General features: G+C 60.4%; 20 protein-coding genes. All 20 read right to left on the bottom strand.

What is annotated here, in order from left to right:
• Positions 1-39: 39 nt before the first annotated feature.
• Positions 40-1,194, bottom strand: a complete 1,155-nt coding sequence (gene ftsZ / locus DW796_RS01805; RefSeq protein WP_055251674.1) for a cell division protein FtsZ — start codon at positions 1,192-1,194, stop codon at positions 40-42.
• A gap of 199 nt (positions 1,195-1,393) precedes the next feature.
• The gene (locus DW796_RS01800; RefSeq protein WP_231501570.1) at positions 1,394-2,182 is read right to left on the bottom strand and encodes a cell division protein FtsQ/DivIB; all 789 of its coding nucleotides are present in this window, start codon (positions 2,180-2,182) and stop codon (positions 1,394-1,396) included.
• A 424-nt stretch (positions 2,183-2,606) separates the two neighbouring features.
• A complete protein-coding gene (murB, locus tag DW796_RS01795; protein WP_118094081.1) occupies positions 2,607-3,518 on the bottom strand; it encodes a UDP-N-acetylmuramate dehydrogenase in 912 nt (303 codons plus the stop codon).
• Positions 3,519-3,523: 5 nt separating this feature from the next.
• Positions 3,524-4,942 carry a UDP-N-acetylmuramate--L-alanine ligase gene (murC, locus tag DW796_RS01790; RefSeq protein ID WP_117584226.1) on the bottom strand — a complete coding sequence of 473 codons (1,419 nt, stop codon included), beginning with the start codon at positions 4,940-4,942 and terminating at the stop codon, positions 3,524-3,526.
• Between the two features lie 97 nt (positions 4,943-5,039).
• On the bottom strand, positions 5,040-6,155 hold the full coding sequence (gene murG, locus DW796_RS01785; RefSeq protein WP_117584227.1) for an undecaprenyldiphospho-muramoylpentapeptide beta-N-acetylglucosaminyltransferase: 1,116 nt from the start codon (positions 6,153-6,155) through the stop codon (positions 5,040-5,042).
• Positions 6,145-7,638, bottom strand: a complete 1,494-nt coding sequence (gene ftsW, locus DW796_RS01780) for a putative lipid II flippase FtsW (RefSeq protein WP_055251664.1) — start codon at positions 7,636-7,638, stop codon at positions 6,145-6,147. The genes murG and ftsW overlap by 11 nt, the downstream gene beginning before the upstream one ends.
• A gap of 36 nt (positions 7,639-7,674) precedes the next feature.
• Positions 7,675-9,081, bottom strand: coding sequence for a UDP-N-acetylmuramoyl-L-alanine--D-glutamate ligase (gene murD, locus DW796_RS01775; protein WP_089571580.1), 1,407 nt, complete (start codon positions 9,079-9,081; stop codon positions 7,675-7,677).
• 9 nt (positions 9,082-9,090) lie between these two features.
• The gene (gene mraY / locus DW796_RS01770) at positions 9,091-10,110 is read right to left on the bottom strand and encodes a phospho-N-acetylmuramoyl-pentapeptide-transferase (protein ID WP_006234262.1); all 1,020 of its coding nucleotides are present in this window, start codon (positions 10,108-10,110) and stop codon (positions 9,091-9,093) included.
• A gap of 3 nt (positions 10,111-10,113) precedes the next feature.
• The gene (gene murF, locus DW796_RS01765; RefSeq protein WP_118094080.1) at positions 10,114-11,538 is read right to left on the bottom strand and encodes a UDP-N-acetylmuramoyl-tripeptide--D-alanyl-D-alanine ligase; all 1,425 of its coding nucleotides are present in this window, start codon (positions 11,536-11,538) and stop codon (positions 10,114-10,116) included.
• A gap of 128 nt (positions 11,539-11,666) precedes the next feature.
• Complete coding sequence (locus DW796_RS01760) at positions 11,667-13,289, bottom strand: penicillin-binding protein 2 (protein WP_117584229.1); 1,623 nt, start codon at positions 13,287-13,289, stop codon at positions 11,667-11,669.
• Positions 13,290-13,549: 260 nt separating this feature from the next.
• On the bottom strand, positions 13,550-14,020 hold the full coding sequence (locus tag DW796_RS01755; protein WP_117584230.1) for a hypothetical protein: 471 nt from the start codon (positions 14,018-14,020) through the stop codon (positions 13,550-13,552).
• 90 nt (positions 14,021-14,110) lie between these two features.
• Positions 14,111-15,076: a 16S rRNA (cytosine(1402)-N(4))-methyltransferase RsmH gene (gene rsmH / locus DW796_RS01750; RefSeq protein WP_117584231.1), complete on the bottom strand. Its 966-nt coding sequence runs from the start codon at positions 15,074-15,076 to the stop codon at positions 14,111-14,113.
• 20 nt (positions 15,077-15,096) lie between these two features.
• Positions 15,097-15,531: a division/cell wall cluster transcriptional repressor MraZ gene (locus DW796_RS01745; RefSeq protein ID WP_035137949.1), complete on the bottom strand. Its 435-nt coding sequence runs from the start codon at positions 15,529-15,531 to the stop codon at positions 15,097-15,099.
• 462 nt (positions 15,532-15,993) lie between these two features.
• A complete protein-coding gene (gene xerD, locus DW796_RS01740) occupies positions 15,994-16,935 on the bottom strand; it encodes a site-specific tyrosine recombinase XerD (RefSeq protein ID WP_187362349.1) in 942 nt (313 codons plus the stop codon).
• 2 nt (positions 16,936-16,937) lie between these two features.
• Positions 16,938-18,599: a CTP synthase gene (locus DW796_RS01735; RefSeq protein WP_118094078.1), complete on the bottom strand. Its 1,662-nt coding sequence runs from the start codon at positions 18,597-18,599 to the stop codon at positions 16,938-16,940.
• A 178-nt stretch (positions 18,600-18,777) separates the two neighbouring features.
• Entirely contained in the window at positions 18,778-19,116 is a 339-nt protein-coding gene (locus DW796_RS01730; RefSeq protein ID WP_118094077.1) for a hypothetical protein, read from the bottom strand.
• A 249-nt stretch (positions 19,117-19,365) separates the two neighbouring features.
• Positions 19,366-20,847: a DUF1846 domain-containing protein gene (locus tag DW796_RS01725; RefSeq protein ID WP_006234276.1), complete on the bottom strand. Its 1,482-nt coding sequence runs from the start codon at positions 20,845-20,847 to the stop codon at positions 19,366-19,368.
• Positions 20,848-21,403: 556 nt separating this feature from the next.
• The gene (locus DW796_RS01720; RefSeq protein WP_369832164.1) at positions 21,404-22,891 is read right to left on the bottom strand and encodes a YfcC family protein; all 1,488 of its coding nucleotides are present in this window, start codon (positions 22,889-22,891) and stop codon (positions 21,404-21,406) included.
• A gap of 138 nt (positions 22,892-23,029) precedes the next feature.
• Positions 23,030-24,025 carry an ornithine carbamoyltransferase gene (argF, locus tag DW796_RS01715; RefSeq protein ID WP_089571573.1) on the bottom strand — a complete coding sequence of 332 codons (996 nt, stop codon included), beginning with the start codon at positions 24,023-24,025 and terminating at the stop codon, positions 23,030-23,032.
• 105 nt (positions 24,026-24,130) lie between these two features.
• Positions 24,131-25,372 carry an arginine deiminase gene (gene arcA, locus DW796_RS01710; protein WP_099431519.1) on the bottom strand — a complete coding sequence of 414 codons (1,242 nt, stop codon included), beginning with the start codon at positions 25,370-25,372 and terminating at the stop codon, positions 24,131-24,133.
• Positions 25,373-25,396: the final 24 nt, after the last annotated feature.

Raw genomic sequence — 25,396 nt, 5'->3', positions numbered from 1 at the left:
AAATGGACACACCCCGTGCAGGTCGTTGAGAAAAACGAACTAGAAGCTACCGCGCTTCAGGAAGTCGGGAAGCTCGAACTGGTCGTTGCCAAAGTTGGGCAGCTCGGTACCACCGACGTTGCGGGTCGGAGCTGCCTGAGCCGGGCTGGCAGCCGGGGCGGTGCGCTGCGGCTCAGCGGAGGCAGCGGCCTTGCTCTGAGACTGCTGAGCAGCAAAGAGCTCATCCTGACGGTTGACGTTGGAGTCGGAGAAGCCCGTAGCGATGACGGTGATACGCACCTGATCGCCCAGGGACTCGTCGACAACGGTACCGAAGATGATGTTGGCCTCGGGGTCGACGGCGTTGGCGACAACGTCGGCGGCGTCGCTGATCTCCTGGATGCCCAGGTCCTTGGAACCGGCGATGGAGAGCAGCACGCGCGTGGCACCATCGATGGAGCTCTCGAGCAGCGGGCTGGAGATGGCCTGCTGGGCAGCGTCGACGGCACGAGTATCCCCAGAAGAGGTACCGATACCCATCATGGCGGTACCGGCCTGCTTCATGATGGTCTTAACATCGGCGAAGTCCAGGTTAATGATACCGGGGACGGTGATGAGGTCGGTGATGCCCTGGGTGCCCTGGGAAAGGACGCCATCGGCAATCGCGAAGGCCTCGAGCATGGTGGTCTTCTTCTCGGCGATGTCGAGCAGCTTATCGTTAGGAATGACGATCATGGTGTCGACGCAATCGGAGAGGGTCTTGATGCCCTCCTCGGCGCTCTTCTTACGCTTGCGGCCCTCGAAGGTGAAGGGCTTGGTCACGACGGCGACGGTCAGTGCGCCGACCTCGTTCATCGCGATATCGGCAACGATGGGAGCAGCGCCGGTACCGGTGCCGCCGCCCTCGCCGCAGGTGATAAACACCATGTCGGCGCCAGCGAGCGCCTCGGCGATGTCGTCGCGGGACTCATCGGCAGCCTTGCGGCCAACCTCGGGATTGGCGCCGGCGCCCAGGCCGCGGGTAAGGTCGGTGCCGATGTGCACCTTGATATCGGCATCAGAGATCGCGAGTGCCTGAGCATCGGTGTTGATGGCAACAAACTCGACGCCGCGGATGCCCTCTTCGATCATTCGATTGACCGCGTTGGTACCGCCGCCGCCGACGCCGACCACCTTAATGACGGCAAGGTAGTTGTTGATCTCTGTCTCGTGCATGTCGGTCCTCCGAACAAAGGTTATAGCCATAGCATGGGTCGACCCCTGCGCACATTAACCTTCAGGTTGAAAGTAAATGCAAAGGTAAACCGTATTATGTTTGCACATTATGAACGTATCAGTCAAATAATTGACCGTGAAAACCAAACAAACCAGATAAACGGCGTGGTATGGCCCCTCAACAAAGCATCAACCAGCGCTACGAGGTCGGAGCATTCCTAAATGTGTAGTTGCCCGGAGAGCGCACATTGATATACGTTACGCCCTCTACCTGCGAAAGCAACTTGGTGACTACGCGTTCCTTCTTGGCGATATCGTCCGAATCGCCCAGCGACACCTCAATGCCGTTATTGAGGTTTGCCGAGATGGCTTCGACCGAAGGCGTGGAAATATCCTTGACTTGTCCCAAGAACTCGCTCGAAAAACCACGCACATAATCCAGGCCGGCCTTAACGGCTTTGGAGTTCACCGCCTGGCCGGAAACCGGAGCGACATCCGCCGAGACATCAGTCAATAACACCGCGCCATAATGCTTGGCGAGCGCCAGCGCGGCATCGATTCCGGTCAAGGTATTTGAGCCCTGCCCTGTCGTGATGACGTTGCCCTGGTCGTCCACTTCGACCGACGTCGACAGCGGGGCGATCCAGGTGTCATCGTCTCCGATAGCCCAGGCAAGGTCGTCGGAGCTGATATACGCAATGGCGATAACTTTACGCTCCGTCGGCGTGATGATAAGCGTATGGGGAAACTGGCGCTGGACATCCACGCCCGAAACCCACGGGTTCTGCTTGAGATCCTCGGTAATCTGGTCGGGATCGACGTTAAAAAGCGACGTTCCCTCGGGCAAGTCGATCAGCTGGATAGCATCGTGCTTCGTCACATGCTCGCTGCCTTGAATCTGAATATCAGTGGCAGTAAACAGTCCAGAGTTGATCACCACGATGGCAACGACGACGAGCACGGCCAAGACGGCCAGAACGCCGCCCACGATTTTGCCTTTGCCTGTAACGACAGAAGCGGCATCTGATGTTTTATTTGCCATCGCTCCAAGTGAAGATAACGGGTTGAAACCTTTTTTACTCGAAGGCTTCTTGGCGGTAGCCGGCACCGATGTCAGCGAGCGCGGTTTCGATGCGCCCAGCGTGAGACCTGGACGCGCCGCTTTAGTTCCCGTCGAGGGCTTGGGAGCTGCCATGGGACGGGCAGGCTTGGCGCCCATAACAGGCTTTGACGTCACCGAGGGACGCGAGGACTTTTTTGCGGCCGGACGATTACCGAGCTGCGAGCCGACGACCGGACGACTGGTCTGTCGAGCATGCCTGACAGACTTAGAGTGCGCGACGGTATTGCGTTGAGGTTTGGCAGGCGCGCCGGAACGCCCTCCGGCGCGGCGGAAGGTGGGTTTCGATGCTCTAGAAGCCGAGGAATTTAACTTCCGGTCTGAGCTCGATGCCATACGCCTCCCTCACCTTTCCGTGCACATGTCTGATAACCGCGGCAACGTCATCGGCCGTGGCAGTTCCGTTATTAACGATAAAATTAGCGTGAACGGGCGAAACTTCCGCGCCGCCAATCGAAAAACCCTTTAATCCACAATCCTCGATAAGCTTGCCCACACTCGCATCGGGCGGGTTGCGAAAGACAGACCCGCAGGATGCGCGACCCATGGGCTGCGTACGCTTGCGCCTTGTAAGGTACCGCTCCATGCGCTCGCGAATGTCGGCCTTGGGCGCCGGTTTAAGCTTGAGCACGCACTCGAGGATGATCTCATTGCGGGGAAGGCTACATTCGCGGTAGCCCCAAGTGATCTCGGACCCCGCATAATGCTTGATACCGGATGCCGGGTCAAACGTTACGACATCCTCAACCAGCGAGCCAATCCACTCGGTCCGCGTGCCGGCATTCATAGATATCGCACCGCCGACCGAACCAGGAATGCCAACGGCAAACTCAAGGCCCGAGAGGCTACGCGACAGGGCATCGTTGACCAGGCGCGCAAACATCACGCCCGCACCGACCGTCAGCGTACAACCGTCATCGGCAACAACCGTGCGCTGGAACTCACGTCCGAGCGAAATGACGGCACCGCGATAACCGCCATCGGCAACCAGCAGATTGGAGCCCTTGCCGATGATGACCCACGGCACCTGCTCGCGATCGAGCACCGCCACGGCGCGGCGGAGGGCATGATAGCTATGGCACGTCACAAAGAGGTCGGCCTTGCCGCCGATACGATAGCTCGTATGACGCGCAAGGCGCTCGTCCTCGATCACATCCGTGTCGATCATGCCCGAGAGCGCCATGACGGCGTTAAACAGACCCATTAGACTTAAGCGTCTTTCTTGGCAGTCAGATACTCAATGAACTCGGGACCGACGGTCGTAACGTCGCCGGCACCCATGGTGAGCAGCAGGTCGCCCTCGCCCACCATCTGCTCGAGCTCCTGATTGAGCTCAAGACGGCTGGAGCAGTACACGACCTCCTTGCCAGGATGCTTGGCGCGCACGGTATCGGCGAGCATCTTAGAGGTGACACCCGGAATGGGCATCTCGCCAGCCGAGAACACATCAATCAGCAGCAGTTTATCGGCATTGGCAAATGCATCGGCAAAGTCCTCGCACAGGGCCTGCAGGCGCGAATAGCGGTGCGGCTGGAACACGACGTCGACGTGCTTGTAACCCAGCGACGAAGCGGCAGCAAGCGTCGCCTTGATCTCGGTGGGGTGATGGCCGTAATCATCGACCACGGTGATGCCATTGATATCGCCCACGTGGGTAAAGCGACGGCGGACGCCCTCAAAGCTCGAGAGCGCCTTGGCGGCGGCGTCGATGTCAAGGCCCAGGACATGGGCGACGGTGAGCACCGCCGTGGCGTTGAGCATGTTGTGGCGACCGGGATTGCTCTTGATCTCCACAGCGCGCTCAGTGCCGTCCTCAAAGCGAACGATAAAGTCACTCTGGATGCCCTTGACATCCGGGTGCATGCAGACGATGTCGTTGCTCTCGGCAAAGCCGTAGGAAAGCACGTGACGGCCCGTCGACTTGGCGAGCTCGACCAGATGCGGGTCCTCACCGCAGACGATGACGGTGCCGTCCTCGCCCACCAGGCTCATGAATTTGGCGAAAGTTGCCTCGATCTCCTCGATACCCGAGTAGTGATCGAGGTGGTCGGCCTCGACGTTGGTCACAATGACTACGTTGGGGTTCAGGAACAGGAAGGAGCTGTCGGACTCGTCGGCCTCGGCGACAAAGTAGTCGCCCGAGCCGTTCTTGCCGTTCGTGTCATAGCCCTCGACGATGCCACCGATCAGGAAGCTCGGATCCAGACCCATGCGGTCGAGCATGGTGGCACACATCGAAGACGTGGTGGTCTTGCCATGCGTGCCGGCAACAGCGACGGTGGTGTAGCCGTGACCCAAAGCAGAGAGCATCTTGGCACGGGGCCACACGGGAATACCAAGCTCGCGAGCGCGCACGAGTTCAGGGTTGGACTCCGGAATAGCGGTGGAGACAACAACCACGTCGGGCTTGACCTCGTCGATCGTGGCGGCCTCATGGCCCACATGCACCTTCACACCAGCGCGGGTAAGCTGGCGGATATAACGTGACGTCTTAAGGTCGGAGCCGGTAACGGCATAACCGCGCTCGTGCAGAACGAGGGCGATGCCGCTCATGCCGGCGCCGCCGATACCGATAAAGTGGGCGCTCTTAAACTCGGGCGCGGAGGTTGCAGTCTGGGAATCAGCCATGTGCTCGTGTACTCCTTGCGTAAACACTGCCTGTAACCCGTTAACTGTACCGCACCTACCGCATCAGCGCGAGGGCGACCGAAGATATCCCGTCTAACTAACGCAAACCCTCTACTGCATCCGCCAGAAGAGCGGCGGCTCTATCCTGAGCCAGACCACGCGCCGCCTGACGCATGGCGTCGCGCGCCGCCGCGTCATCGACCAGGTGCAGCAGCTCATCGGCAAAGGCAGAACCGTCGATATCGGCATCGGCGCAGAGCACGCCGGCCCCGGCGTCGACCAGATAACGGGCATTGGTGGTTTGGTGGTCGGCCGTCGCATGCGGGTACGGCACGAGCACCGAAGGCACGGCGAGCGCAGCGATCTCGGCCACGCTCGATGCTCCCGAACGCGATAGCACCAAATCGGCAGCAGCCAGCATGTCGCCCATGTTGTCGATGTAAGGCTGGACGCGGTAACGCTTCGCCTCCTCGAGCGTCAGCGCCAAAGCGCGCTCGGTCTCCTCAAAGCCGTCGGCACCCGTCGAATGCAACACATAGAGGTTCTTGCGCGAAAGCAGCTCGTTTTTGAGCGAAGCCACGCGCTCGTTGAGGTGCTGGGCGCCGAGTGAACCGCCAAAGACGAGCAGCAGCGTAGCGTCCTCGGGAACGCCAAGTGCCTTGCGGCCGCGAGCGCGATCGCCCTCGATCACCGAGCGACGTACGGGGTTGCCGGTCATGAGCACGTGGTCAGGGTCACCTTCGCGCTCAAAGACCGAGCGCGCTGCCGGCACCGAGATGCACACGCGAGCGGCGTGGGAGTTCATCATCTTGTTGGCCAGGCCCGGAACAGAGTTCTGCTCATGTAGCAGATACGGAACGCCTGCGCCCTTGCACCACCCCAGCAGCGGAACCTCGACATAGGCACCAAAACCGATGGCAGCATCGGGCTTGCCGACCTTTGAGAAATGACTGGCGAGCGCACGCTTGGCCTTGTTGACACGCCACAGCGAGGTCAGCGCCGTCCAGGGACGGGAGCGGTCGAAGCCCGTGACCGTAATGGGCACAAAATCAAACCCAGCCTCGGGGACCAGACGACCCTCGAGCTTGCGCGACTGGCCCACGAACACAACGTGGTGGCCACGGTCATGCAGCTCCTCGGCCAAAGCGAGCGCGGGGTTAATGTGTCCTGCCGTGCCGCCGGCTGCAATAGCAACGGTCATCTTATCGGTCATGGTAGTCCCTTCGTACACGCGGTCCCTGGTCGTCGGTGCGCAAACGCGCCGACGGGTCCGAGTTCAAATCGATTCGATTATATCCGCCGCCCGCGCTGCGAGGGCTGGGGCGCTGCGGACGACCTTGCGGCGCCGTTCGCTGACGCGGACGGGCTGCCGGCTCGGTCGCAGAGCCATCCAGAACGGTAAAGCCGTTACGCGAAGATCGCTCGCCGCGTACGTGGGGCACGCCGGCGGTACTCTCATCCATAACGGCAAAGCTCTCGCGGCGACGGTCGTACTCATCGCGACGGGCGCTCTCGTACGAAACGCGCAGGATCAGACCGGCAAGCATAAGCGACACAATAATCGACGAACCGCCGTAGCTAATAAACGGCAACGGTTTGCCCGTCATGGGAAACACGTTGAGGATGCCCAGCGCATTGATCAAAAACTGCACCGCGAGAATGACCGCGGAGCCAGACGCCATGAGCGCGCCCCGACGATCGGTCGCCTGCTCGGCAATGCGAAACGCCGAGTAGATCAGCATCGCAAACACCAAGAAGAACAGCACGGTTCCGACAAAACCGACTTCCTCGCCAATGATGGCCAGGATGTAGTCATTGTGCGCCTCGGGCAGATACGAGTACTTCATGGTTGAGTTGCCGATGCCACGGCCGAACAGACCGCCCGAGGCAAAGGCCATGATGGCAAGCGTGGCCTGATAGCCGTCACCATACTCGTCGGCCCAAGGGTTCAAGGCAACCTGAATACGCACCATACGGTACGGCTCTGCAACAAGCGCAATCACGATCACGAGAATGCCGAAGATTATCACGCCGATGATAAATTTGGGGTCGAGACCCGCAAACAACGCCATGCACATGAGGGTCAGCAGGATGATCAGGACGGTACCGAAATCGGGCTGGATAAAGATCAGAAAGAGCGGAATGCCCAGGTAGATGCCCATCTTGCGAAGGAATTCGTTGATGTTGCCACCGGGCGAAAAAAAGCGATCAAGCATGATGGCCGAATACGCAATGGCAAATGGCTTTAAAAACTCGGAAGGCTGGAACTGAATGCCGGCGATGTTGAGCCAGCGCGTGGCGCCACGGCTGCCGCTGCCCACCAAGAACACCAGAAACAGTAGCCCTATCATGCCTATGAGGAAGATCCTGAGCACATCCTCCCCAAACCAGCTGTCCGGCAAAACGCGCACGATGGCAATCAGCGCCAGAACACCGACCACGGCAAACGCAGCCTGTCGACCCAGAAAAAACGTCGCTGAGCCATTCTCGTGCAGCGCCTCGACCGAAGACGCCGAGTACACCATCAGCAGGCCAAAACACACCAAGATAAACAGACAGGCCATGAATATCAGACGGGGGCGCATGATGCGGGCGGGAACGCCGGCAATATAGCGTTCGCTAAACGACTGCCCGCCGCGACCGGAACGCGGTGTGCTACGCCGCGAGGAAGCACGGTCCGAGTCGGGCCTCCTCATACCTTGTCGGGGGCTCTCCTCTCTCACCGGCAACCCCTATTCCATTTGCGATTTCGCTGCAGCGGCAAGCTGGGCCACATAGTCCTTAAACACGCGGCCGCGCTCCTCATAGCCCGAGAACTCATCGAACGAAGAGCAGGCAGGAGAAAGTAAGATCACGTCGCCACGGCTCGACAGCGAACGAGCAACGTCCACGGCATCGCGTAGGTCATCCGCCTGGGCGATATCCACATCGCCATCGACATCGGCCTCGTCCATAGCGGCGGTGAAGCGCTCGCGCGCATCGCCAAAGCAGACGACCGAGCGCACGTTATCCATAACAACGCGCGCGAAGTCCGTGAGCGGCGTGCCCTTATCGTGGCCGCCGAGCAGCAAGATCACGTCGTCATCGGGAAATGCCGTCAGCGCCTTCTCGACCGCGTCGGTGTTGGTCGCCTTGGAATCGTTGACGTAGCGCACACCGTCAATCTCGCCGCACGGCTCCACGCGATGCTCGAGCGGCTGGAACGAGGCCAGACCGCGGCGGACACCATCGACATCGGCACCGACGGCCAGAGCAGCCGTGGCGGCACATAAGGCATTGATGACATTGTGATGGCCCGAGATCTTGAGCTCGGACGTGGCGACAAGCTGAGTCTCGACGCCCTTTAGGCGCACGACCATTTTGCCGTCGCGCACAAAGGCGGCATCTGCACCCTCGGGCTCGTCAAAAGCGACCTTGCAGATGCGGCGACCCGGCGTATAGATGTACTCATCGAACTCGTGAATGCCGGCGTCTTCGACGTCGACAACCACCAGATCGTCATCGACCATATTGTCAAACAGCTTGATCTTGGCAAGCGCATAGTTCTTATGGCTCTTATGCCAGCCCAAGTGGTCGGGAGTGATGTTGAGCAGCACCGCCACGCGAGGGTGGAGCTCGGTGGTCGTAGCAATCTGATAGCTCGAGAGCTCAGCCACAAACCACTCGTTGTGGGCTCGTCCGTCAATCTCGTTGACCGGCGGCTCGCCGATGTTGCCGACGGCTACGCTGGCCTCGCCGGCAGCCTTGAGCAGATAATCAGTCAGCGACGTGGTGGTCGTCTTGCCGTTGGTGCCCGTGATGGCAATCCAGTTATCGGGCGACAGGCGATAGGCAAACTCGGGCTCACCCATAATCTGGGCGGCATGCTCGCGCCCGGCCTTAAAGAAGCCCGAGAACTCCGAGATGCCCGGGCACGTCACGCATACGTCATAGGCGCCCTCGACCTGTTCGGTCCCATAGACAAACGACGCGCCAGCAGCCTCGAGCGCACGCGTGGCGTCATTGGGCTCAGAGGTGCCGCCGCCATACACGGTAACGGCGCTTACGCGCTCTGGATGTGCCAGCGCCCAGCGGGCGACATCGAGACCGGATTTGCCCTGACCCAAAACGAGCAGGCTAAAGACATCAGCAAGAGGCATGAAAGACCACTATCCCAACTGGAAGAACAGAGCAAGGCCAACGGCACCAAAGGCCGCAGCGATAATCCAAAAACGGATGACGACCTTGGTCTCGGCCCAGCCCTTCTTTTCGAAATGATGATGGATGGGCGCCATAAGGAAGACGCGCTTGTGCGTAAAGTGGAAGTAGACAACCTGAATCATGACCGACAGAGTCTCAACGATAAACAGGCCGCCGATGATGAGGGAGACGACCTCGGTGTTAGTCATGATGGACGTACAGGCAAACGCGGCGCCCAGAGCAAGCGAGCCGGTATCGCCCATAAAGATGCTCGCCGGATAGCAGTTGAACCACAGAAAGCCCAAGCAGGCACCGGCACACGCGGTGCAGAAGATGGACAGGTTCACGTCTCCGTGCAAAAACGCCATGGCAGCCATGGCGAGCATGGCAATCATGGAGGTGCCGCCAGCAAGACCGTCAAGGCCATCGGTCAGGTTCACGGCATTGGAAAGACCAGCGATCATCAGCCAGCAAAAGACAATATAGAGCCACGGGAACGAAAGGCCGCAGATGGTGGTCGAAAGCACGCCAAGGTCGATCGTCAGGCCGCCGGGAAAACGAATCTCGGGGGCGACGCCGCACCAGTTGACGGCAAGCACCGTAAAGGTGACACAGATAATGGTTAGGCCGATCATCTTGGCATGCGGCGTCAGACCGAGCGAGCGCCCATGCGTAACGGAGGTCAGATCGTCGATCAGGCCCAGCACGCCGGTCGCCAGCGTGGCGAGCAGCACGAGCACGAGCTCGGTGGTGAGCTTGCCCATCAGCAGGCAGGTCAGCGAGATCGCGACGAGGATGACAACGCCACCCATGGTGGGCGTTCCCTGCTTAACCAAATGACGCTTGGGGCCGTCGGCACGAACCTGCTGGCCGATACCCTCGACCTTGAGCAGCTTAATCCACCACGGCATGAGCAGCAGCGCAATGGCTGCGGCGATGCCAAGCCCCAAAAAAGCCTGATACGTTGGATACGAGGGATTGCCGAACATGGGCTAGCACACACCTTCCACAAAGCGGTCGAGCTCAACAAAGCGGGAACCCTTGACCAGTACAACATCATGTTTTTCAAGCGCGCCGCCCATGCGGTCGAGCACCTGCTGATAATCGGAGAACACCTGGATGCGGTCCTCGTCCATGCCCATCATGCGCGCGGCATCGGCCATAAGCTGGGCCAGCTCACCACCCACGCACGCCAGCATGTCGAGCTTCTTGGCGGCGGCATAGGCGCCCACGAGCTCATGCATGCGAGGAGCCTCATCGCCCATCTCGCCCATCTCGCCCAGGATCGCCATGCGAGACCCCGTGCACGAAAGCGAGCACAGCAGATCGAGGCCGGCTGCCATCGATTCGGCGCTGGCGTTATAGGAATCGTCGATGATGCGTGCACCGCTCTTGGCGCGCTTGATCTCCTGGCGGTGCCCGGTGATCGTAAGACCCCTAAAGGCAGCATCGATCTGCTCGGGCGTCACGCCCAGGCGATAGGCAACCGCGGCGGCCTTAACGGCATTAGGAACGGACTGCACGCCGGGGATGGCAAGCATGGTATCGATTGTCTCGCCCCGACCAAAATCGAGCGTAAAGACCGGACGGCCCTCGTCATCAACGCGAACGTCGCGGGCGCGGACCTCATCATCGTCAGAGACACCGGCCAGCATCACGTCGATACCAGCAGGCTGGGCGAACGTATCGCGAATGAACGGCGTAAAATCGTCCTCGCCGCCCAAAACCAGCAGCGGCAAATAGTCGCCGGCGGCGCACATGCCCTGGACAATCTCGGCCTTAGCGCGGGCGATGTTCTCGCGGCTGCCCAAAATGCCGATATGAGAGGTGCCGATCTTGCTCACGATGGCAAGGTTGGGATTGGCGGACTGGGACAGGCGCTCGATCTCGTGGAAATGATTCATGCCCATCTCGAGCACCAGGACCTCGGTATCGGCCGGAGCGGAAAGCACCGTGAGCGGCATGCCGATCAGGTTATTGAAATTGCCCTTGGTGGCCCAGACACGATAGCGCTTGGCGAGCACAGCGGCGAGAACGTCCTTGGTCGTCGTCTTGCCGATGGAACCGGTAATGCCAACGACCAGGCAGCCAAGCTCCAGGCGATACGCGTGCGCCAAACGCAGCAGAAACTCCTCGGGATCATCGGTCAGCAAGATGGCACAGCCCTTGTCCTGCGCCAGCGAGACCAGCTCGGCCTCGGGCTCACGCGTCATCACGACGGCGCCGGCACCCGACTGGACGGCACGGGAAGCAAAATCATTGCCGTCGACGTTTTCACCGGGAAAGGCGACGAAAATCGTCCCTTCCTCGACCTGGCGCGAGTCGATAACGCACCCGCGGCATACCCGATCGACTTCTCCCGTCACGGTTCGGGCCCCTGTTGCGGCCGCGAGGTTGTTGACGGCGATCTCTATCATTGCAGCTCCCCTGTAAACCTAAATAATGCTATCGGCGTATTGTATCCCAGCGCCGCGCATGCGTGGTGCAGGGCATGTGAACACCCCTCATATGGGACAACAAACCACGCCCCAAAGATTGTAACCCCCTACTTCGTGTGTGGGATACCCAGCACGTCGAGCGCGTTGGCCATAATGGACTGGAACGGCACCGCAGCGGCATCTGAGCCGCTCGGCGTTCCGTCGAGCGTGATATAGCACAGCACCTTGGGCGATTGTGCCGGTGCAAAGCCCATAAAGGACGACATGTAGTTCTCCTTGAGGTAGCCGCCGTTCTCGTCGGCACGTTCGGCCGTACCGGTCTTACCCGCCACGTCATAGCCGTCAACCGCGCCGCCAACGCCCGTTCCCTCCGACACGACCGTCTGCATGCACGATGTCACCTGGGATGCGGCGTCCTCCGAAATCGCGCGCTCGCCTTCGCCCCAGTCCTTCTCGTCGCCTTTGCTGGACTTATAGAAGTGCGGGGTCATCATCACGCCGCCGTTGGCGATGCCGCCCACGGCACGTGCGATCTCAATCGGCGAGACAGACAGCGCCTGTCCAAAGCTCATCGAGCCCAGCGTGGCGCCGTCATACTGGTCACGCTCCTTGACGATGCCCAGGCTCTCGCCCGGAAAATCGACACCAGAGCTGTGACCGATGCCCCACTTGTCCACATAGGCGGCAAAGTCGTCGGCACCGATCTTGCGCCCCACCAGGACAAATCCCACGTTGGACGAACGGCGCATCATCTCGCGCACATCCATGGTCATGGCGTAGTCGCGCTTGTCGGCATCGGTGACGGTATCGTCGCCCACCTTGATGCTCGCCGGCACCTCAAACGACGTACTCGACCGCACGACACCCAAGTCGAAGCCGGCGCCCGCCACGAGCGTCTTAAAGACCGAGCCGGGCTCGTAGGCGTCGGTGACCAGGCGCAGGTTCATATCCTCGGTCTTGGCGTTTTCCAAATTGGTCTGGTCGTAGGTCGGATACGAGCAGGCTGCCAAGATCTCGCCTGTCGTAGGATCGGTGACCAGCGCCGAGCCGTTCTTGGCCTTTGTCTTCTCGACAGCCTCTGCCAGGGCATCCTCGGCCGCACGCTGGATATTGACGTCGAGCGTCGTCACGAGATCAACGCCGTCGACCGCAGCCACCTTTTTATAGGCACCGCCCGCGATATAGCTGCCGTCCCTCGCGCGCTCGCGTACGAGAGAACCGTTCGTGCCGGTTAGAAGCTTGTTGTATTGCTTTTCGAGACCAGTCAAGCCGTCGTTGTCTACATTCACTACACCCAGCACCTGCGATGCCAGATTGCCGTATGGATATACGCGCTTCATGGCCTGCTCAAAAAGCACGCCGGGCAGGTTCTTCTTCTCCAGCGCCACAGCATCGTCTTCGTCCACCTGGCGCTTGATATACACCCAGGTTCCATCGGACTCAACGAGCTTGCGGCAGGTCTTTTTATCGATTCCAGTTGCCTTGACCAGCGCCGACACCGTCTTGTCAACATCCTCGACAAGCTGCGGGTTCACAGCGATGTTGCGACATTCGACCGACGACGCCAGCACGTTACCGTTGCGGTCGTAGATGGTGCCACGTTTGGCATAGAGGGTCTGCGCAAGCAGGCGACGCGCATCGGCACGCTCGCGCAGTTTATCGGCTTCGACAATTTGATAGTCGGCAAGGCGAAAGACGCCCAAGCCCAAGCCAAGCCCAATGAATCCCATGACGGCTTTGCGGCGAGGCAGCGGCGTGCCTGTGAGCCATTCGGTCGACGAACTCTTGCGCGACCTAGTGTTATGCACTTGAGGGCCGCCCGAGCCGCGAAGTCGCGACGCCGGGTCGTTGCCACGGGACTGCCCGGCGTTGTAAGATTGCCGACCCGTTCCTTGATAACCAGAACGTCCCCGCGACGAGGGACGTCCAGAACCGCGGCCCCCATCGGAACCGCGGCGATAGTCATTTGTCATACTCAGCTACCGTCTTGCTACTGAGCGGTCGCGGTCGCGTTGGCGCCCGCGGCTGCATCCTGCGAAAAGTCAAGTGTAACGCTCTCGCTGGGCTCCACCATGCCATAAGCGCCCGCAAGGTCGCGAATGCGCGTGTCGGCGCCATAGACCGAATGCATGACCTCCAGGTCGGAGCTCTCATCGGTCGCCTTTTCGAGCGTGTTGGTAAGCTCGGCGTTGCTGTTGAGCACCTGGGCCGTAACGCCGGCGAGCGCCACGCGGGCGACGCCGATCGTCATGAAGATAGCCGCAATGATGCAAAACGTTTTAAGAACGCTCATGAATACCGGGCTTACCGCCTGGTTTGCCTGACGGCCCGCGCCCGTGTAGACATCAAAGCGCGGCGTGCGCTGCTCACGGGGAGCAACGGGGGCCTGCGGCGTCTCACGATAGGCGGGCATGGCGTTCATATCATAGGCGAGTGCTGCGTTTGAAGTGTTGTAGCCCATGATATGCCGCCTCCCATCCCGAGTACGTTGGTAGTGTGTTTAAGCTTCGTTTATGGTGCGAGCGGGAGGTCCAATATCGCGCGGTCGCGCCTACAGACGCTGCGCCACGCGGATTTTGGCTGATCTCGCCCGAGGGTTGCGCTCAACCTCATCAGGCTGGGCAACCAGGGGTTTGCGGGTGATGACCTTGAGTATCGGCACGTTGCCGCACACGCACACCGGAATCTCCGGCGGACACGTGCACCCCTGGCTCATCTCCTTAAAGTGGTTCTTTACGATACGGTCCTCGAGCGAGTGATACGAAATGACGCAGATACGTCCGCCCGGGTTGAGCCACCTGGTGGCGGCATCAAGCCCTCGTTCGAGCACATCGAGCTCGTGATTGACCTCGATGCGAATGGCCTGGAAACTTTTCTTGGCCGGGTGTCCACCATGCCGACGAGCGGCAGCTGGGATACCCGCCTTGATGATCTCGACAAATTGGCCGGTGGTTTCGATCGGTTCTTGCTCGCGGCGGCGCACGATCTCGCGCGCGATCTGCGAGGCGAACTTCTCTTCGCCGTAGACGCGTAGAATCCGGGCGAGGTCGTGTTCGTTATAGGTGTTGATGACCTCAGCTGCGTTTAAGGTGTTATTGCCCGGATCCATCCGCATGTCCAATGGGGCGTCCTCGTTATACGAAAAGCCCCTGCCAGGGATATCGAGTTGCGGTGACGAAACGCCCAAATCGAACAGGAAGCCATCGACCCCGGGCACCTCGGCCGAGCAAAGCAGCTCGTCCAAGTCGCCGAAGTTGCCCTTCAGCAGCTGGTGCGGTACGCCGGGAACCTCGCGGTCCAGACGGGCGCCAGCGGCCTCGAGGGCCATGTCGTCCTGATCGACGCCGAGCAAAAGGCCGGTCTCCCCCACCTGCGCGGCCATCTTTACCGAATGGCCGGCACCGCCAAGGGTGCAGTCGCAGACGACGGAGCCGCTCTTGAGCTGCAGCGACTCAAGCACTTCGCCGAGCATGACAGGTTCATGCCGATATTCTTGTGTCAAGATCCCACGCTCCATCCGTTACTCGTGCCTTGCCCTTACGAGAAGAAGAGGTCCAGCAGGGCCTCGTCATCATCGTCCTCATCGGCCGTAGCGCGGTCCCAAACCTCAAGGTGGTCGTAGTTGCCCACAACCGTGACCTCGCGGTCGAGGTTCGCCTGCTTGCGGAGAGACTCAGAAAGACCGATACGACCCGCGCTGTCCACATCCATCGACGTGGTGCGCTTGTTGATCGCCCTCATGAGCTTCTGGTCGTTGATGTCACGCGGGTTAAAACCCTCGTGGCCCTCACGACCCGCGAAGAGTCCTTCGACCCACTTATCGAAGGCCTCGGCAGAGAACACGTACAGAGCATCGACATCCAGGGCTTTAAACACGCGAACGTGCTCTCCAAGCTCCTCACGAAGGGGTGCAGGCAGGGACAGACGACCTTTTGCATCGAGATTGCGCTCGTATGCACCCGTCATTCCCATGTGCGCCCTCCCCTCGGTTACTCAGATGGCACGTACGCGGGGAACCACCCCGCCTGTCGACGTCATTAATAATATGGGGAACTGCCCCATTTTTCAACACCTTTCCCCACCCCTTCCCCCACCCCGCCCCACCACTCCACCCACCATATATTGCAAAACACCCCCAATCATATGTTCGAAAACACAATATGTTGTGTTTACAGCAACGGCGGGATGCCACCTGTGGCACCCCGCCTTTCAACCTCAACCTTCAAGTTGACCTTGAGGCGATTTTTGCGTCCCTTTACGTGCCGTTCACATCGCCCCCAAACTCCCCCACCCAAGGCACATGCGGCCCACCACCGCGACGACAAGTGGCAAAAAATGGGACGGGCCCCAGATTGCCCATGCGCGCGCAAAAGCACGCCGCGGCAATCTGGGGCCCGTCCCCAAATACCTATAGATATGCAGGCCAGCGATGTGTTAACGATGTGCCAGCGGGTGCGCCGCCAGATAGACCTCGGTCAGTTGCGTACGATCGACATGCGTGTAGACCTGCGTGGTCGATATATCGGCATGTCCCAAGATCTCCTGCAGCACACGCAGGTCGGCACCGCCCGCGAGCATGTGGGTGGCAAAGGAGTGGCGCAAGGTATGGGGATGGAGCCCCACCAGCCCCACCTGACGCCCATACCGCTCGCATATCGCATGCACGGCCTGGCGCGACAGGCGACGTCCGTTCTTATTTAAAAAGACCGCCGAGGTCTCGGTTCCGCGGGCATGGGCCGCCAAGCGAGAACGTCCCTCAGTTACATAGAGCGTCAGAGCTCGCGCCGCGCTTCCCACCAGTGGGGACAGGCGTTCCTTTGAGCCCTTACCGCGAACGAGCACAAAGCCATCGTCAATATGGATATCGCCCACATCGAGCCCAACCAGCTCACTCACACGCAAACCGCATCCGTAGAGCACTTCCAAGATGGCATGGTCGCGCAGTCCCATCTCGCCCTCGGGAAAGTCTTGATCGAGCAGTGCCGAGACATCCTCCACCGATAGATAGTCCGGCAAACGCTCAGCCTTTTTAGGAAGGCGCAACGCCGCTGTCGGGTTTTGGGCCACGGCCCCATCGCGCACCAAAAAGGCATGCAGGCCCTTCACGGCCGCAAGCGCACGCTCCACCGAGGCGTCGGAATAGCCTCCGTCGCGGCGATCGGCGACAAAGCCCTCCACGATCTGACGGGTCACCTCTTCAAAAGACACAATACCCGCCCGCTCCAGATAGGCGCAGTACGTCGTCATGTCACGACGGTAGGCCGCAATCGTGTTGCGCGCCAAGCCCCGCTCGACCGCGAGGTAATCGAGATACTCCCCTGCCGCCACGGCGAGCGACGAGGGAGTAGCTTCGGTATGTTCCTTATTCGCCGGCACCCTTAGTCCGTAGCGAGGTTCATGGGCGTCACCTGCAGGCGATCGACACCCTCGTGCTGACCGATCGAGGCACGCACGAACTCTCGGAACAGCGGCTGCGGGTTGGTCGGACGGCTCTTGAACTCGGGGTGAGCCTGGGTTGCCACATACCAAGGATGCACGTCGCGCGGCAGCTCGACCATCTCGACCAGACGCTCGTCGGGCGAAAGACCCGAGATAACTAAACCGGCGTCCTCGAGCTGGTCGCGGAAAGCATTGTTGAACTCAAAGCGATGACGGTGACGCTCGTAGACGAGTTCCTCCCCATACGCCTCGCGAGCGAGGGTGTCGGCGGCGAGCTTGCACGGATAGGCGCCCAGGCGCATGGTGCCGCCCTTCTCGGTCACGTCCTCCTGCGAGCTCATCAGATCGATGACACTATACGGACCATCCGGATCGAACTCGGAAGAGCTGGCGCCGGCAAGGCCGACGACGTTGCGGGCAAATTCGCACACGGCCACCTGCATACCCAGGCAAATGCCCAGATACGGAATTTTGTGCTCGCGGGCGAACTCGGCCGCGAGGATCTTGCCCTCCAGGGCGCGCTTGCCAAAGCCGCCGGGGACCAGGATGCCCGAGGCGTCACCCAGGACCTCGGAGACGTTCTGCTCGTCGAGGCTCTCGCCATCGACCAGCTGCACGTCAACGTGGCGATCGTAGAACACACCCGCGTGGTGCAGGGCCTCGATAACCGACAGGTAGGCATCGGGCAGCTGCGTATACTTGCCCACGACGGCGATCTTCACCTTGTCGGCGTGCTGGTTGGCATGGTTCTGCTTGCGCAGGAACTCGTTCCACTCACTCATGTCGCGCTCACGCGGATCGAGACCCAGACGCTCGCAAATGCGCAGGTCAAAGTCCTGCTCGGCGAGTAGCTGCGGAACATCGTAGATGCTCGCGCAGTCCTCGTTGGTAAAGACACAGTCGGTGTCGACGTCGCAGAAGCTTGCGATCTTGCCGCGGATGGCGTCGTCGATATGGTGGTCGGAACGCAGAACGATAATATCGGGCTGGATACCAAAGCTGCGGAGCTCCTTGACGGAGTGCTGCGTCGGCTTGGTCTTGACCTCGTGGGCGGCGGCGATATAGGGAACGAGCGACACGTGGATGTAGCAGACGTTCTCGGGGCCGGCCTCCTTGCGATACTGGCGAATGGCCTCGACAAACGGCTGCGACTCGATGTCGCCGATGGTGCCGCCCAACTCAGTGATGACCACGTCGGAGCCGGTCTGCTCCTCAATACGACGGAACTTATCCTTAATGGCGTTCGTGACGTGCGGAATCACCTGCACGGTGCCGCCCAAAAAGTCACCGCGACGTTCACGGGCGATCAGGCTCTTATAGATGGCACCAGTCGTAAAGTTGGAATCGCGGGTCAGATTCTCGTCAATAAAGCGCTCGTAGTGGCCCAGGTCCAGATCGGACTCGTAGCCGTCCTCGGTCACAAAGACCTCGCCATGCTGGAACGGGCTCATGGTGCCGGGGTCGACGTTCAGATACGGGTCGGCCTTTTGCATCGTTACCTTGTAGCCGCGCGACTTGAGCAGACGGCCCAGCGAGGCCGCGGTAATACCCTTGCCCAGAGACGAAACCACGCCGCCGGTCACGAACACATGCTTGGTCATATTGAGTTACCTGCGCTTCCCGTAGAAGTTGTCCATACACATCTTACGGGTCTTCATTGTAATACTCGCGACGCGCGCCGCACGCAATTTTTCTTACGCGCAATCGCATTTCTCCATCTCGAAACAAAACGCCGTCCGGTTGCCCAGGCGGCGTCGTTTTCACTATGAATGCATGCTGTTATCGATCGGCGACTTCGTCCTTGATCAAGTCCTGCACGAGCATACCGGCACGGATGCCCTCTAGATACCACTCGCCACGCTCCGTGAGACAAATACCATTTGCGAGCTGGCCGCCGTCGTCGCTGTAGCGCGAGACGACCTCAATGATGTCTTCGGATTCCAAGCGCTCAATTGCCGCGCGGGCGCGATACGGAGAAACCCCCACACGCTCGGCAAGCGTCTTGCGCGAAAAGCCATAAAATCCGCCGTTGTCTTCGGATTGCTGGGCGATCTCCATCAGCACCTGCACCTCGACACGCTTCATATCGTTGACACTCGCACGACCCTTGCCAGCCATGGCAGCCTCCTCAAACCGAGCACGGGCATCACTTGCACCGTGCGCGACCGGCACACCCCATGATGGCCGGCAACATCCATCATGCGGCATCCCCGCAAAAGGATGAAACAATTAGGGTTATTGTATACCGTCCAAATCGCTTATAGGCAGGTAAACGGGCTAATTTTAGGTTAAACGGTAGCTTTGTTGATAAAAGGGGCGCACCGAATGCATACCCGATGCGCCCCTTTCAGACCAATTTATCCCGGCTTAGCGGTGGAAGAAACCGCGGCGCTCGAACTTGGGCTCGCAGCACACGTTGATGCCCAGCTTGCGCAACACCGTCTCGTCCGTCGGCGAGATGATCACGCTAAAGAAGGCATCGCAGCCGCGCAGCTGCTCCAGGCCCGAAAGGACGCGGGCCGCCGTCTCGCTCGTTGCCGAGGTGATCGAGAGCGCCATAAGCGTCTCGTCGGTGTGCAGGCGCGGGTTCTTGCTACCCAGGAAATGCGTCTTGAGCTTGCTAATAGGCTCAATCGCCTCATCGCTAATGACCTCGAGCTCAAGGTCGACGCCCGAGACATGCTTGAGGGCATTCATGATGAGCGAACTCGCGGCGCCCAGGCGCGTGGAAGTCTTGCCGGTCACCACGGAGCCGTCGGGCATGACCATGGCACCCACGGGACCACCCGTCAGCTGCTCCCTGGTGAGGGCCGCCGAGCGCGCCGGTGAGTAGTTCTTATCGATGCCGGCTTTCTTCATAATAATCTTGAGACGGTCGACTTGCTCATCGCCCACGCCGGTACGGCGCACATTTTCGACCGCGGTAAAGTAGCGGCGGACGATCTCCATCTTGGAAGCGTCGCGGCAGGCATCGTCATCGGTGATGGCAAAGCCGACCATATTGACGCCCATGTCCGTAGGGCTCTGGTAGGGGCTCTTGCCCAGGATCTTTTCCATCAGGGCACGAACTACCGGGAAGGCCTCGACGTCGCGGTTGTAGTTGACCGTGGTCTTGTTGTAGGCCTCAAGGTGGAACGAATCGATGATATTGGCGTCGTCGAGGTCAGCCGTGGCGGCCTCGTAGGCAATATTGACCGGATGCGTCAGAGGAAGATTCCAGACCGGGAAGGTCTCGAATTTGGCATAGCCGGCGGCGGTACCGTGCTTATGCTCGTGATACAGCTGCGAGAGGCAAGTGGCGAGCTTGCCCGAGCCAGGGCCGGGCGCCGTCACGACGACGAGCGGACGGGTGGTCTCGACAAACTCGTTCTTGCCATAGCCGTCGTCGGACACGATCAGGTCGACGTCGTGCGGATAGCCCTCGATGGGATAGTGGAGCTTGGCGGGAATGCCGAGCGCGTTCAGGCGGTTGCGGAACACATCGGCAGCGGGCTGGCCGGCGTACTGGGTGATGACCACAGCCGCGACGGCAAAGCCGTTGCCGCGGAACAGGTCGACCAGGCGCAAAACGTCCTCGTCATAGGTAATGCCCAGGTCACCGCGAGCCTTGTTCTTCTCGATGTGGTTCGCGTTAATGGCGATGATGACCTCGACGTCGTCGGCTATACTCTTGAGCATGCGAAACTTGCTGTCCGGCTCAAAACCCGGCAGCACGCGGCTCGCGTGATAGTCGTCAAACAGCTTGCCGCCAAACTCCAAATACAGCTTGCCGCCAAACTGCGAGATGCGCTCCTTAATATGAGCGGCTTGCAGCTCGATATACTTCGCGTTGTCGAAACCCTGGCGCATATATGGCTCCCGTCCCGTTTCGTAAATTAAGTTCCTACGCGATTATAACGGAGCCTGCCCTCCCCGATGCCCAGGCCATCAACAGGCACCAACCAAACACGCCCACCGCAACCGCCGGGGACCCGGGGTGGCTCATTTGGAACGGGAAACAAGGCACTCAGCACCAACAATGAAAACGTCGCAGGTTAAGCATAAGCCAGCGAAAGCCCGCCAGAGTAGGCAAAGCGCCCCTGCACCAACAATGGAAAGCGCCGCAGGCAGAGGACGGACAGCGAGCGCCGTCCAGAACGTACAAGTTGGCATGAAAAAGGCAAGGCATAGACCTTTTGGTCATGCCTTGCCTTTTGAATGACAAATTGTCGTTCTGGACGGCGCGCAGCGTCGACTGGTTGCGCGGTTCGTAGAACCGCGCAACATAAGAGCGCCCCCTCCCGCGCACGGAACGGGAGGGGGCCAAAGGTAGGAGTCTACCGGTGGGGTTACCCCACCGGACAGACGATGACCAGGTGATCCTTTACAGGATCGTCATGGTTTCCGTGGGGTACCCGTTGGGTACTTAGAGCATCACGCAAGCGATGGTCAGGATGACGGCGCAGACGACGGAGAGAGCGACGATGAGCTTAAGAGCAAACTTGAGCCAGGTCGTCCACTCGATCTTGGCCAGGGCAAGACCGCCCATGATGGCGCCAGAGGTCGGGGTGAACAGGTTCACGACACCGATGGCGGCGGAGAAGATCATGACCATGACCTCGGGCGAGAAGCCGAGCTTAACAGCCAGCGGTCCCATGATGGGCATGGAGACAGTAGCCATACCGGAGGTCGAGGGGATCAGGAAGGACAGGCCGAAGTAGACCAGGAAGCTCATGGGAGCGAAGATCACGCCGGACAGGCCAGCCAGAGCATTGGCGGCAGCGTCGAGGACGTAGACGTCGAGGCCGGTGCTAGCCATGAGGACGGAGATACCACGGGCGAGAGCGATGACGAGGACAACGGACATCATGTCGGCAGCGCCGGTGATGAAGGTGTTGACGATTTGCTTCTCGGAGAGGCCACCGATGATACCGATCAGGATAGCCATGAGGAAGAACCAAGTGGAAGCCTCGTCGAAGTACCACTGGCCAATGGGCAGGCCGGTGATCAGGGCAGACCAGCCCTGAACGATGGCGTTACCGTCGGCGTCATAGACAGCGCCAGCATCGAAGAAGTTGGCGACGCCCTCGTTGAGGTCGGCCAGCGGGATGAAGCCGACGATCATGACGACGAAGGTGAAGGCAAAGGCGATCAGAACACCCTTCTGACGACCGGTGAGCTTGACCTCCTTGTTAACCTCGGAAGCAGCCTTGCCGTGAGCCTCTTCGGCGTCCTTGAGCTCCTGCATCGAAAGGATGGTGGAACCCTTGTCAGCCTTGACCTTCTTGGCATAGCTCATGACGAAGAAGATGGACATGGCAGTGGTAACAATCCACAGGACGGCACCGAGGCCGATGATGATGGACTGGTTGACCTCAATGCCAACGCCGGTCAGAGCGTCGACGGCAGCGCCGACGGCGAACGGGTTAACCGTGGAGCCCAGGCAGCCGCAGCCAGCGCCGAGCAGGACGGTGGCAGCACCGACCATAGGGTCGAAGCCAGCGGCCATCATGGTAGCGGCAAGCAGGGCGTAGAAGGGAACGGTCTCCTCGCACATACCATAGGTGGTACCACCGAGGGAGAAGATGAGCATCAGCACGGGAATGAGCATGATCTCATTGCCCTTAAGCTTCTGCACCAGAACGGCAATGCCGTTGTCCAGGGCGCCGGTCTCGGTCATCATGCCGAGGAAGCCGCCGAGGATCATAACGAAGAGGCAGACGGGCAGAGCGTCAGCGAAGCCCTTGACCGGGGCGGTGCAGAAATCGCTCAGGCGGGCAGCGGTAACCTCGCCACCGGACGTACCGGAGACGATAACGGTAACAACCGCGACGATTGCCAGCAGAGCAAGAAGAATGGTGAACGATGAAGGCATACCGCGCTTTTTCTTAGCGGTCTCAGTCATAGTTCTCATCCCCCCTTCATAAATCATTTACTGATCTCGCCCGAAGCGGCTCTTCCGTGCCGTGCATGTCGCTCAGTGCGAGATTTTTACCAGACAAAAGCGCTCGGGGTGCGCAGCAATGCACCCCGAGCGAGATGCTAGAAGCTCTTACTTGAGCGTAGCGTACATAACAGCCTTGATGGTGTGCATGCGGTTCTCGGCCTCGTCGAAGACCTTGGAAGCGGGGCTCTCGAAGACCTCGTCGGTGACCTCCTGCTCGGTGATGCCGAACTGCTCGCACTTCTCGGCGCCAATGGTGGTGTTGGTGTCGTGGAAGCTGGGCAGGCAGTGCAGGAAGATGGCACCCGGGTTGGCCATAGCCATGACCTCGGAGGTGACACGATACGGGGTGAGCTGAGCGATGCGCTCGGCCCAAACCTCGTCGGGCTCGCCCATGGAGACCCACACGTCGGTGTAGAGAACGTCGGCACCGGCGACGCCGTCCTTGACGTCGGTGGTCAGCTTGATGGTGCAGCCGTTGGCCTCGGCGATGGGCTTGCAGGCCTCGATGACGTCATCGGCGGGCATGCACTCCTCGGGGCCGCAGGCCACAAAGTTCATGCCGAGCTTGGAGCAGACGACCATGAGGGAGCGAGCAACGTTGTTCTTGCAGTCGCCCATGAAGACGAGGGTCTTGCCCTTGATGTCGTAGTTGAAGTTCTCCTGGACGGTCAGGATGTCGGCGAGCATCTGGGTGGGATGCCACTCAGTGGTCAGGCCGTTCCACACGGGCACGCCGGACTTAGCAGCGAGCTCCTCGACGTCGTCCTGGGCAAAGCCACGGAACTCAATGCCGTCATACATGCGGCCGAGAACGCGGGCGGTATCCTCGATGGACTCCTTCTTGCCCATCTGCGACGAGCCCGGATCGAGGTAGGTGACGCCCATGCCCAGATCCATGCCGCCGACCTCGAAGGCGCAGCGGGTACGAGTGGAGGTCTTCTGGAAGAGCAGAACGATGTTCTTGCCCTCGAGATAGCGGTGCGGAACGCCAGCGCGCTTCATGTCCTTGAAGTTCTTGGAGAGCTTGAGCAGGTACTCGATCTCCTCGGTGGTGAGGTCGAGGAGCTTGAGGAAGCTACGGCCGGAGAGGTTAACACCCATGGTTCGTTTCCTTTCGAAGAAATGAATTACGTAAGTATTAGTGTTGCCCGTTTAACGGGCGAAGCCGGTGCGGTTGTAGGGGGACCGCACCGGAAACGGAAAGACTTAGAGGTCCTCGCGCCAGAAGGGCATGCTCATGCAGCGCGGGCCGCCGCGGCCGCGGGAGAGCTCGGCGGAGGGCACGACGAGAAGGTCCAGGCCCTCCTTGTACAGCACGTCGTTGGTGACGGTGTTGCGGGCGTAGACGCAGATCTTGCCGGGCTCGACGCACAGGGTGTTGGAGCCGTCGTTCCACTGCTCGCGGGAGGCCGCGATCGGGTCGCCGCCGCCGCAGGGGATCAGCTTGACCTGGTCGACGCCGGTGGCGTCCTCCAGGACGTGCTCGAGGGTGTCCTCGATCAGGCGGATGTTCACGTCGCCCGGGTTCTTGCCGGCGGTCAGCTCGTAGACGCGCAGGGTGCCCATGATGGCGGGGTGGATCGTGAACTTATCGACGTCGATCTGGGTGAAGACCGTGTCGAGGTGCATGAAGGCGCGCGAGACGGGGATGTCGAAGGCCAGGATGCGCTCGACCTTGGAGTCGGAGTTCCAGAAGATGTTCTGGGCCATGACGTCGATGGCGGCTGCCTGGGTGCGCTGGGAGATGCCGACGGCGAGGGTCTTCTCGTTGATGTTCAGCACGTCGCCGCCCTCGGTGTGGAACTGGCAGTCGCGGCGGAAGTACAGGGAGACGTCCTTGTAGTCGGGGTGGTACTTGAAGACGTACTTGCCGTACAGGGTCTCGCGGTTGCGGGTGACCGAGTACATGCGGTTGAGGTTGACGCCCTCGCCGACGACCGCGAACGGGTCGCGGGTGAAGTAGAGGTTGGGCATCGGGTCGATGATCAGGTCGGACTCGGACTCGGAGTTGACCAGGGAGTCGAGGGTCGTGGACGCCGTGAGGGGCATGTCGATCTCGGCCTTGGTCATGCCGGCCATGGTCTTCTTGACGAACTCGAGGTTGTCCTCGATGGAGTCCAGCTTCTCGCGGACGATCTGCGGCATGTGCTGGCCGCGGATGCCTGCCTCGGCGATGTACTGGTCGGTGAACTCGGCGCGGGCGCCGGGGACCTGGTCGAACACCTCTGCGACGAGGTTCTCGAGGTAGAGCACCTCCACGCCCTGGTCCCTCAGGATCTGGGCGAAGGTGTCGTGCTCCTGCTGCGCGACCTCAAGGAACGGGACGTCGTCGAACAGGAGTCGCTCGAGCTCGTCGGGCGGCAGGTTGAGGAGCTCGTCGCCGGGACGGTGCAGGCAGACCTTCCTGAGCTTGCCGATCTCGGAAGGCACGTGCAGACCTTTCGTCATGGCCTCCTACCTTTCTTTCGGGCC

The sequence above is a fragment of the Collinsella sp. AM31-2AC genome (assembly GCF_003469285.1).
Lineage (GTDB): Bacteria > Actinomycetota > Coriobacteriia > Coriobacteriales > Coriobacteriaceae > Collinsella > Collinsella aerofaciens_AT.
The sequence above is the reverse complement of the archived record's forward strand: the minus strand, read 5'-3'. Positions and strand labels throughout refer to the sequence as shown.

Bases quoted from the DNA above. Each gene is read 5' to 3' on its own strand.
- murD (WP_089571580.1), bottom strand. From the start codon at position 9,081: ATGCCTCTTGCTGATGTCTTTAGCCTGCTCGTTTTGGGTCAGGGCAAA.
- murF (WP_118094080.1), bottom strand. From the start codon at position 11,538: ATGATAGAGATCGCCGTCAACAACCTCGCGGCCGCAACAGGGGCCCGA.
- ftsW (WP_055251664.1), bottom strand. From the start codon at position 7,638: ATGAGGAGGCCCGACTCGGACCGTGCTTCCTCGCGGCGTAGCACACCG.
- DW796_RS01730 (WP_118094077.1), bottom strand. From the start codon at position 19,116: ATGGCTGGCAAGGGTCGTGCGAGTGTCAACGATATGAAGCGTGTCGAG.
- ftsZ (WP_055251674.1), bottom strand. From the start codon at position 1,194: ATGCACGAGACAGAGATCAACAACTACCTTGCCGTCATTAAGGTGGTC.
- DW796_RS01745 (WP_035137949.1), bottom strand. From the start codon at position 15,531: ATGGGAATGACGGGTGCATACGAGCGCAATCTCGATGCAAAAGGTCGT.
- murG (WP_117584227.1), bottom strand. From the start codon at position 6,155: ATGACCGATAAGATGACCGTTGCTATTGCAGCCGGCGGCACGGCAGGA.
- DW796_RS01755 (WP_117584230.1), bottom strand. From the start codon at position 14,020: ATGGGCTACAACACTTCAAACGCAGCACTCGCCTATGATATGAACGCC.
- argF (WP_089571573.1), bottom strand. From the start codon at position 24,025: ATGGGTGTTAACCTCTCCGGCCGTAGCTTCCTCAAGCTCCTCGACCTC.
- DW796_RS01725 (WP_006234276.1), bottom strand. From the start codon at position 20,847: ATGCGCCAGGGTTTCGACAACGCGAAGTATATCGAGCTGCAAGCCGCT.
- murB (WP_118094081.1), bottom strand. From the start codon at position 3,518: ATGGGTCTGTTTAACGCCGTCATGGCGCTCTCGGGCATGATCGACACG.
- murC (WP_117584226.1), bottom strand. From the start codon at position 4,942: ATGGCTGATTCCCAGACTGCAACCTCCGCGCCCGAGTTTAAGAGCGCC.
- mraY (WP_006234262.1), bottom strand. From the start codon at position 10,110: ATGTTCGGCAATCCCTCGTATCCAACGTATCAGGCTTTTTTGGGGCTT.
- rsmH (WP_117584231.1), bottom strand. From the start codon at position 15,076: ATGGAGCGTGGGATCTTGACACAAGAATATCGGCATGAACCTGTCATG.
- DW796_RS01735 (WP_118094078.1), bottom strand. From the start codon at position 18,599: ATGACCAAGCATGTGTTCGTGACCGGCGGCGTGGTTTCGTCTCTGGGC.
- DW796_RS01760 (WP_117584229.1), bottom strand. From the start codon at position 13,289: ATGGGATTCATTGGGCTTGGCTTGGGCTTGGGCGTCTTTCGCCTTGCC.
- DW796_RS01720 (WP_369832164.1), bottom strand. From the start codon at position 22,891: ATGAGAACTATGACTGAGACCGCTAAGAAAAAGCGCGGTATGCCTTCA.
- arcA (WP_099431519.1), bottom strand. From the start codon at position 25,372: ATGACGAAAGGTCTGCACGTGCCTTCCGAGATCGGCAAGCTCAGGAAG.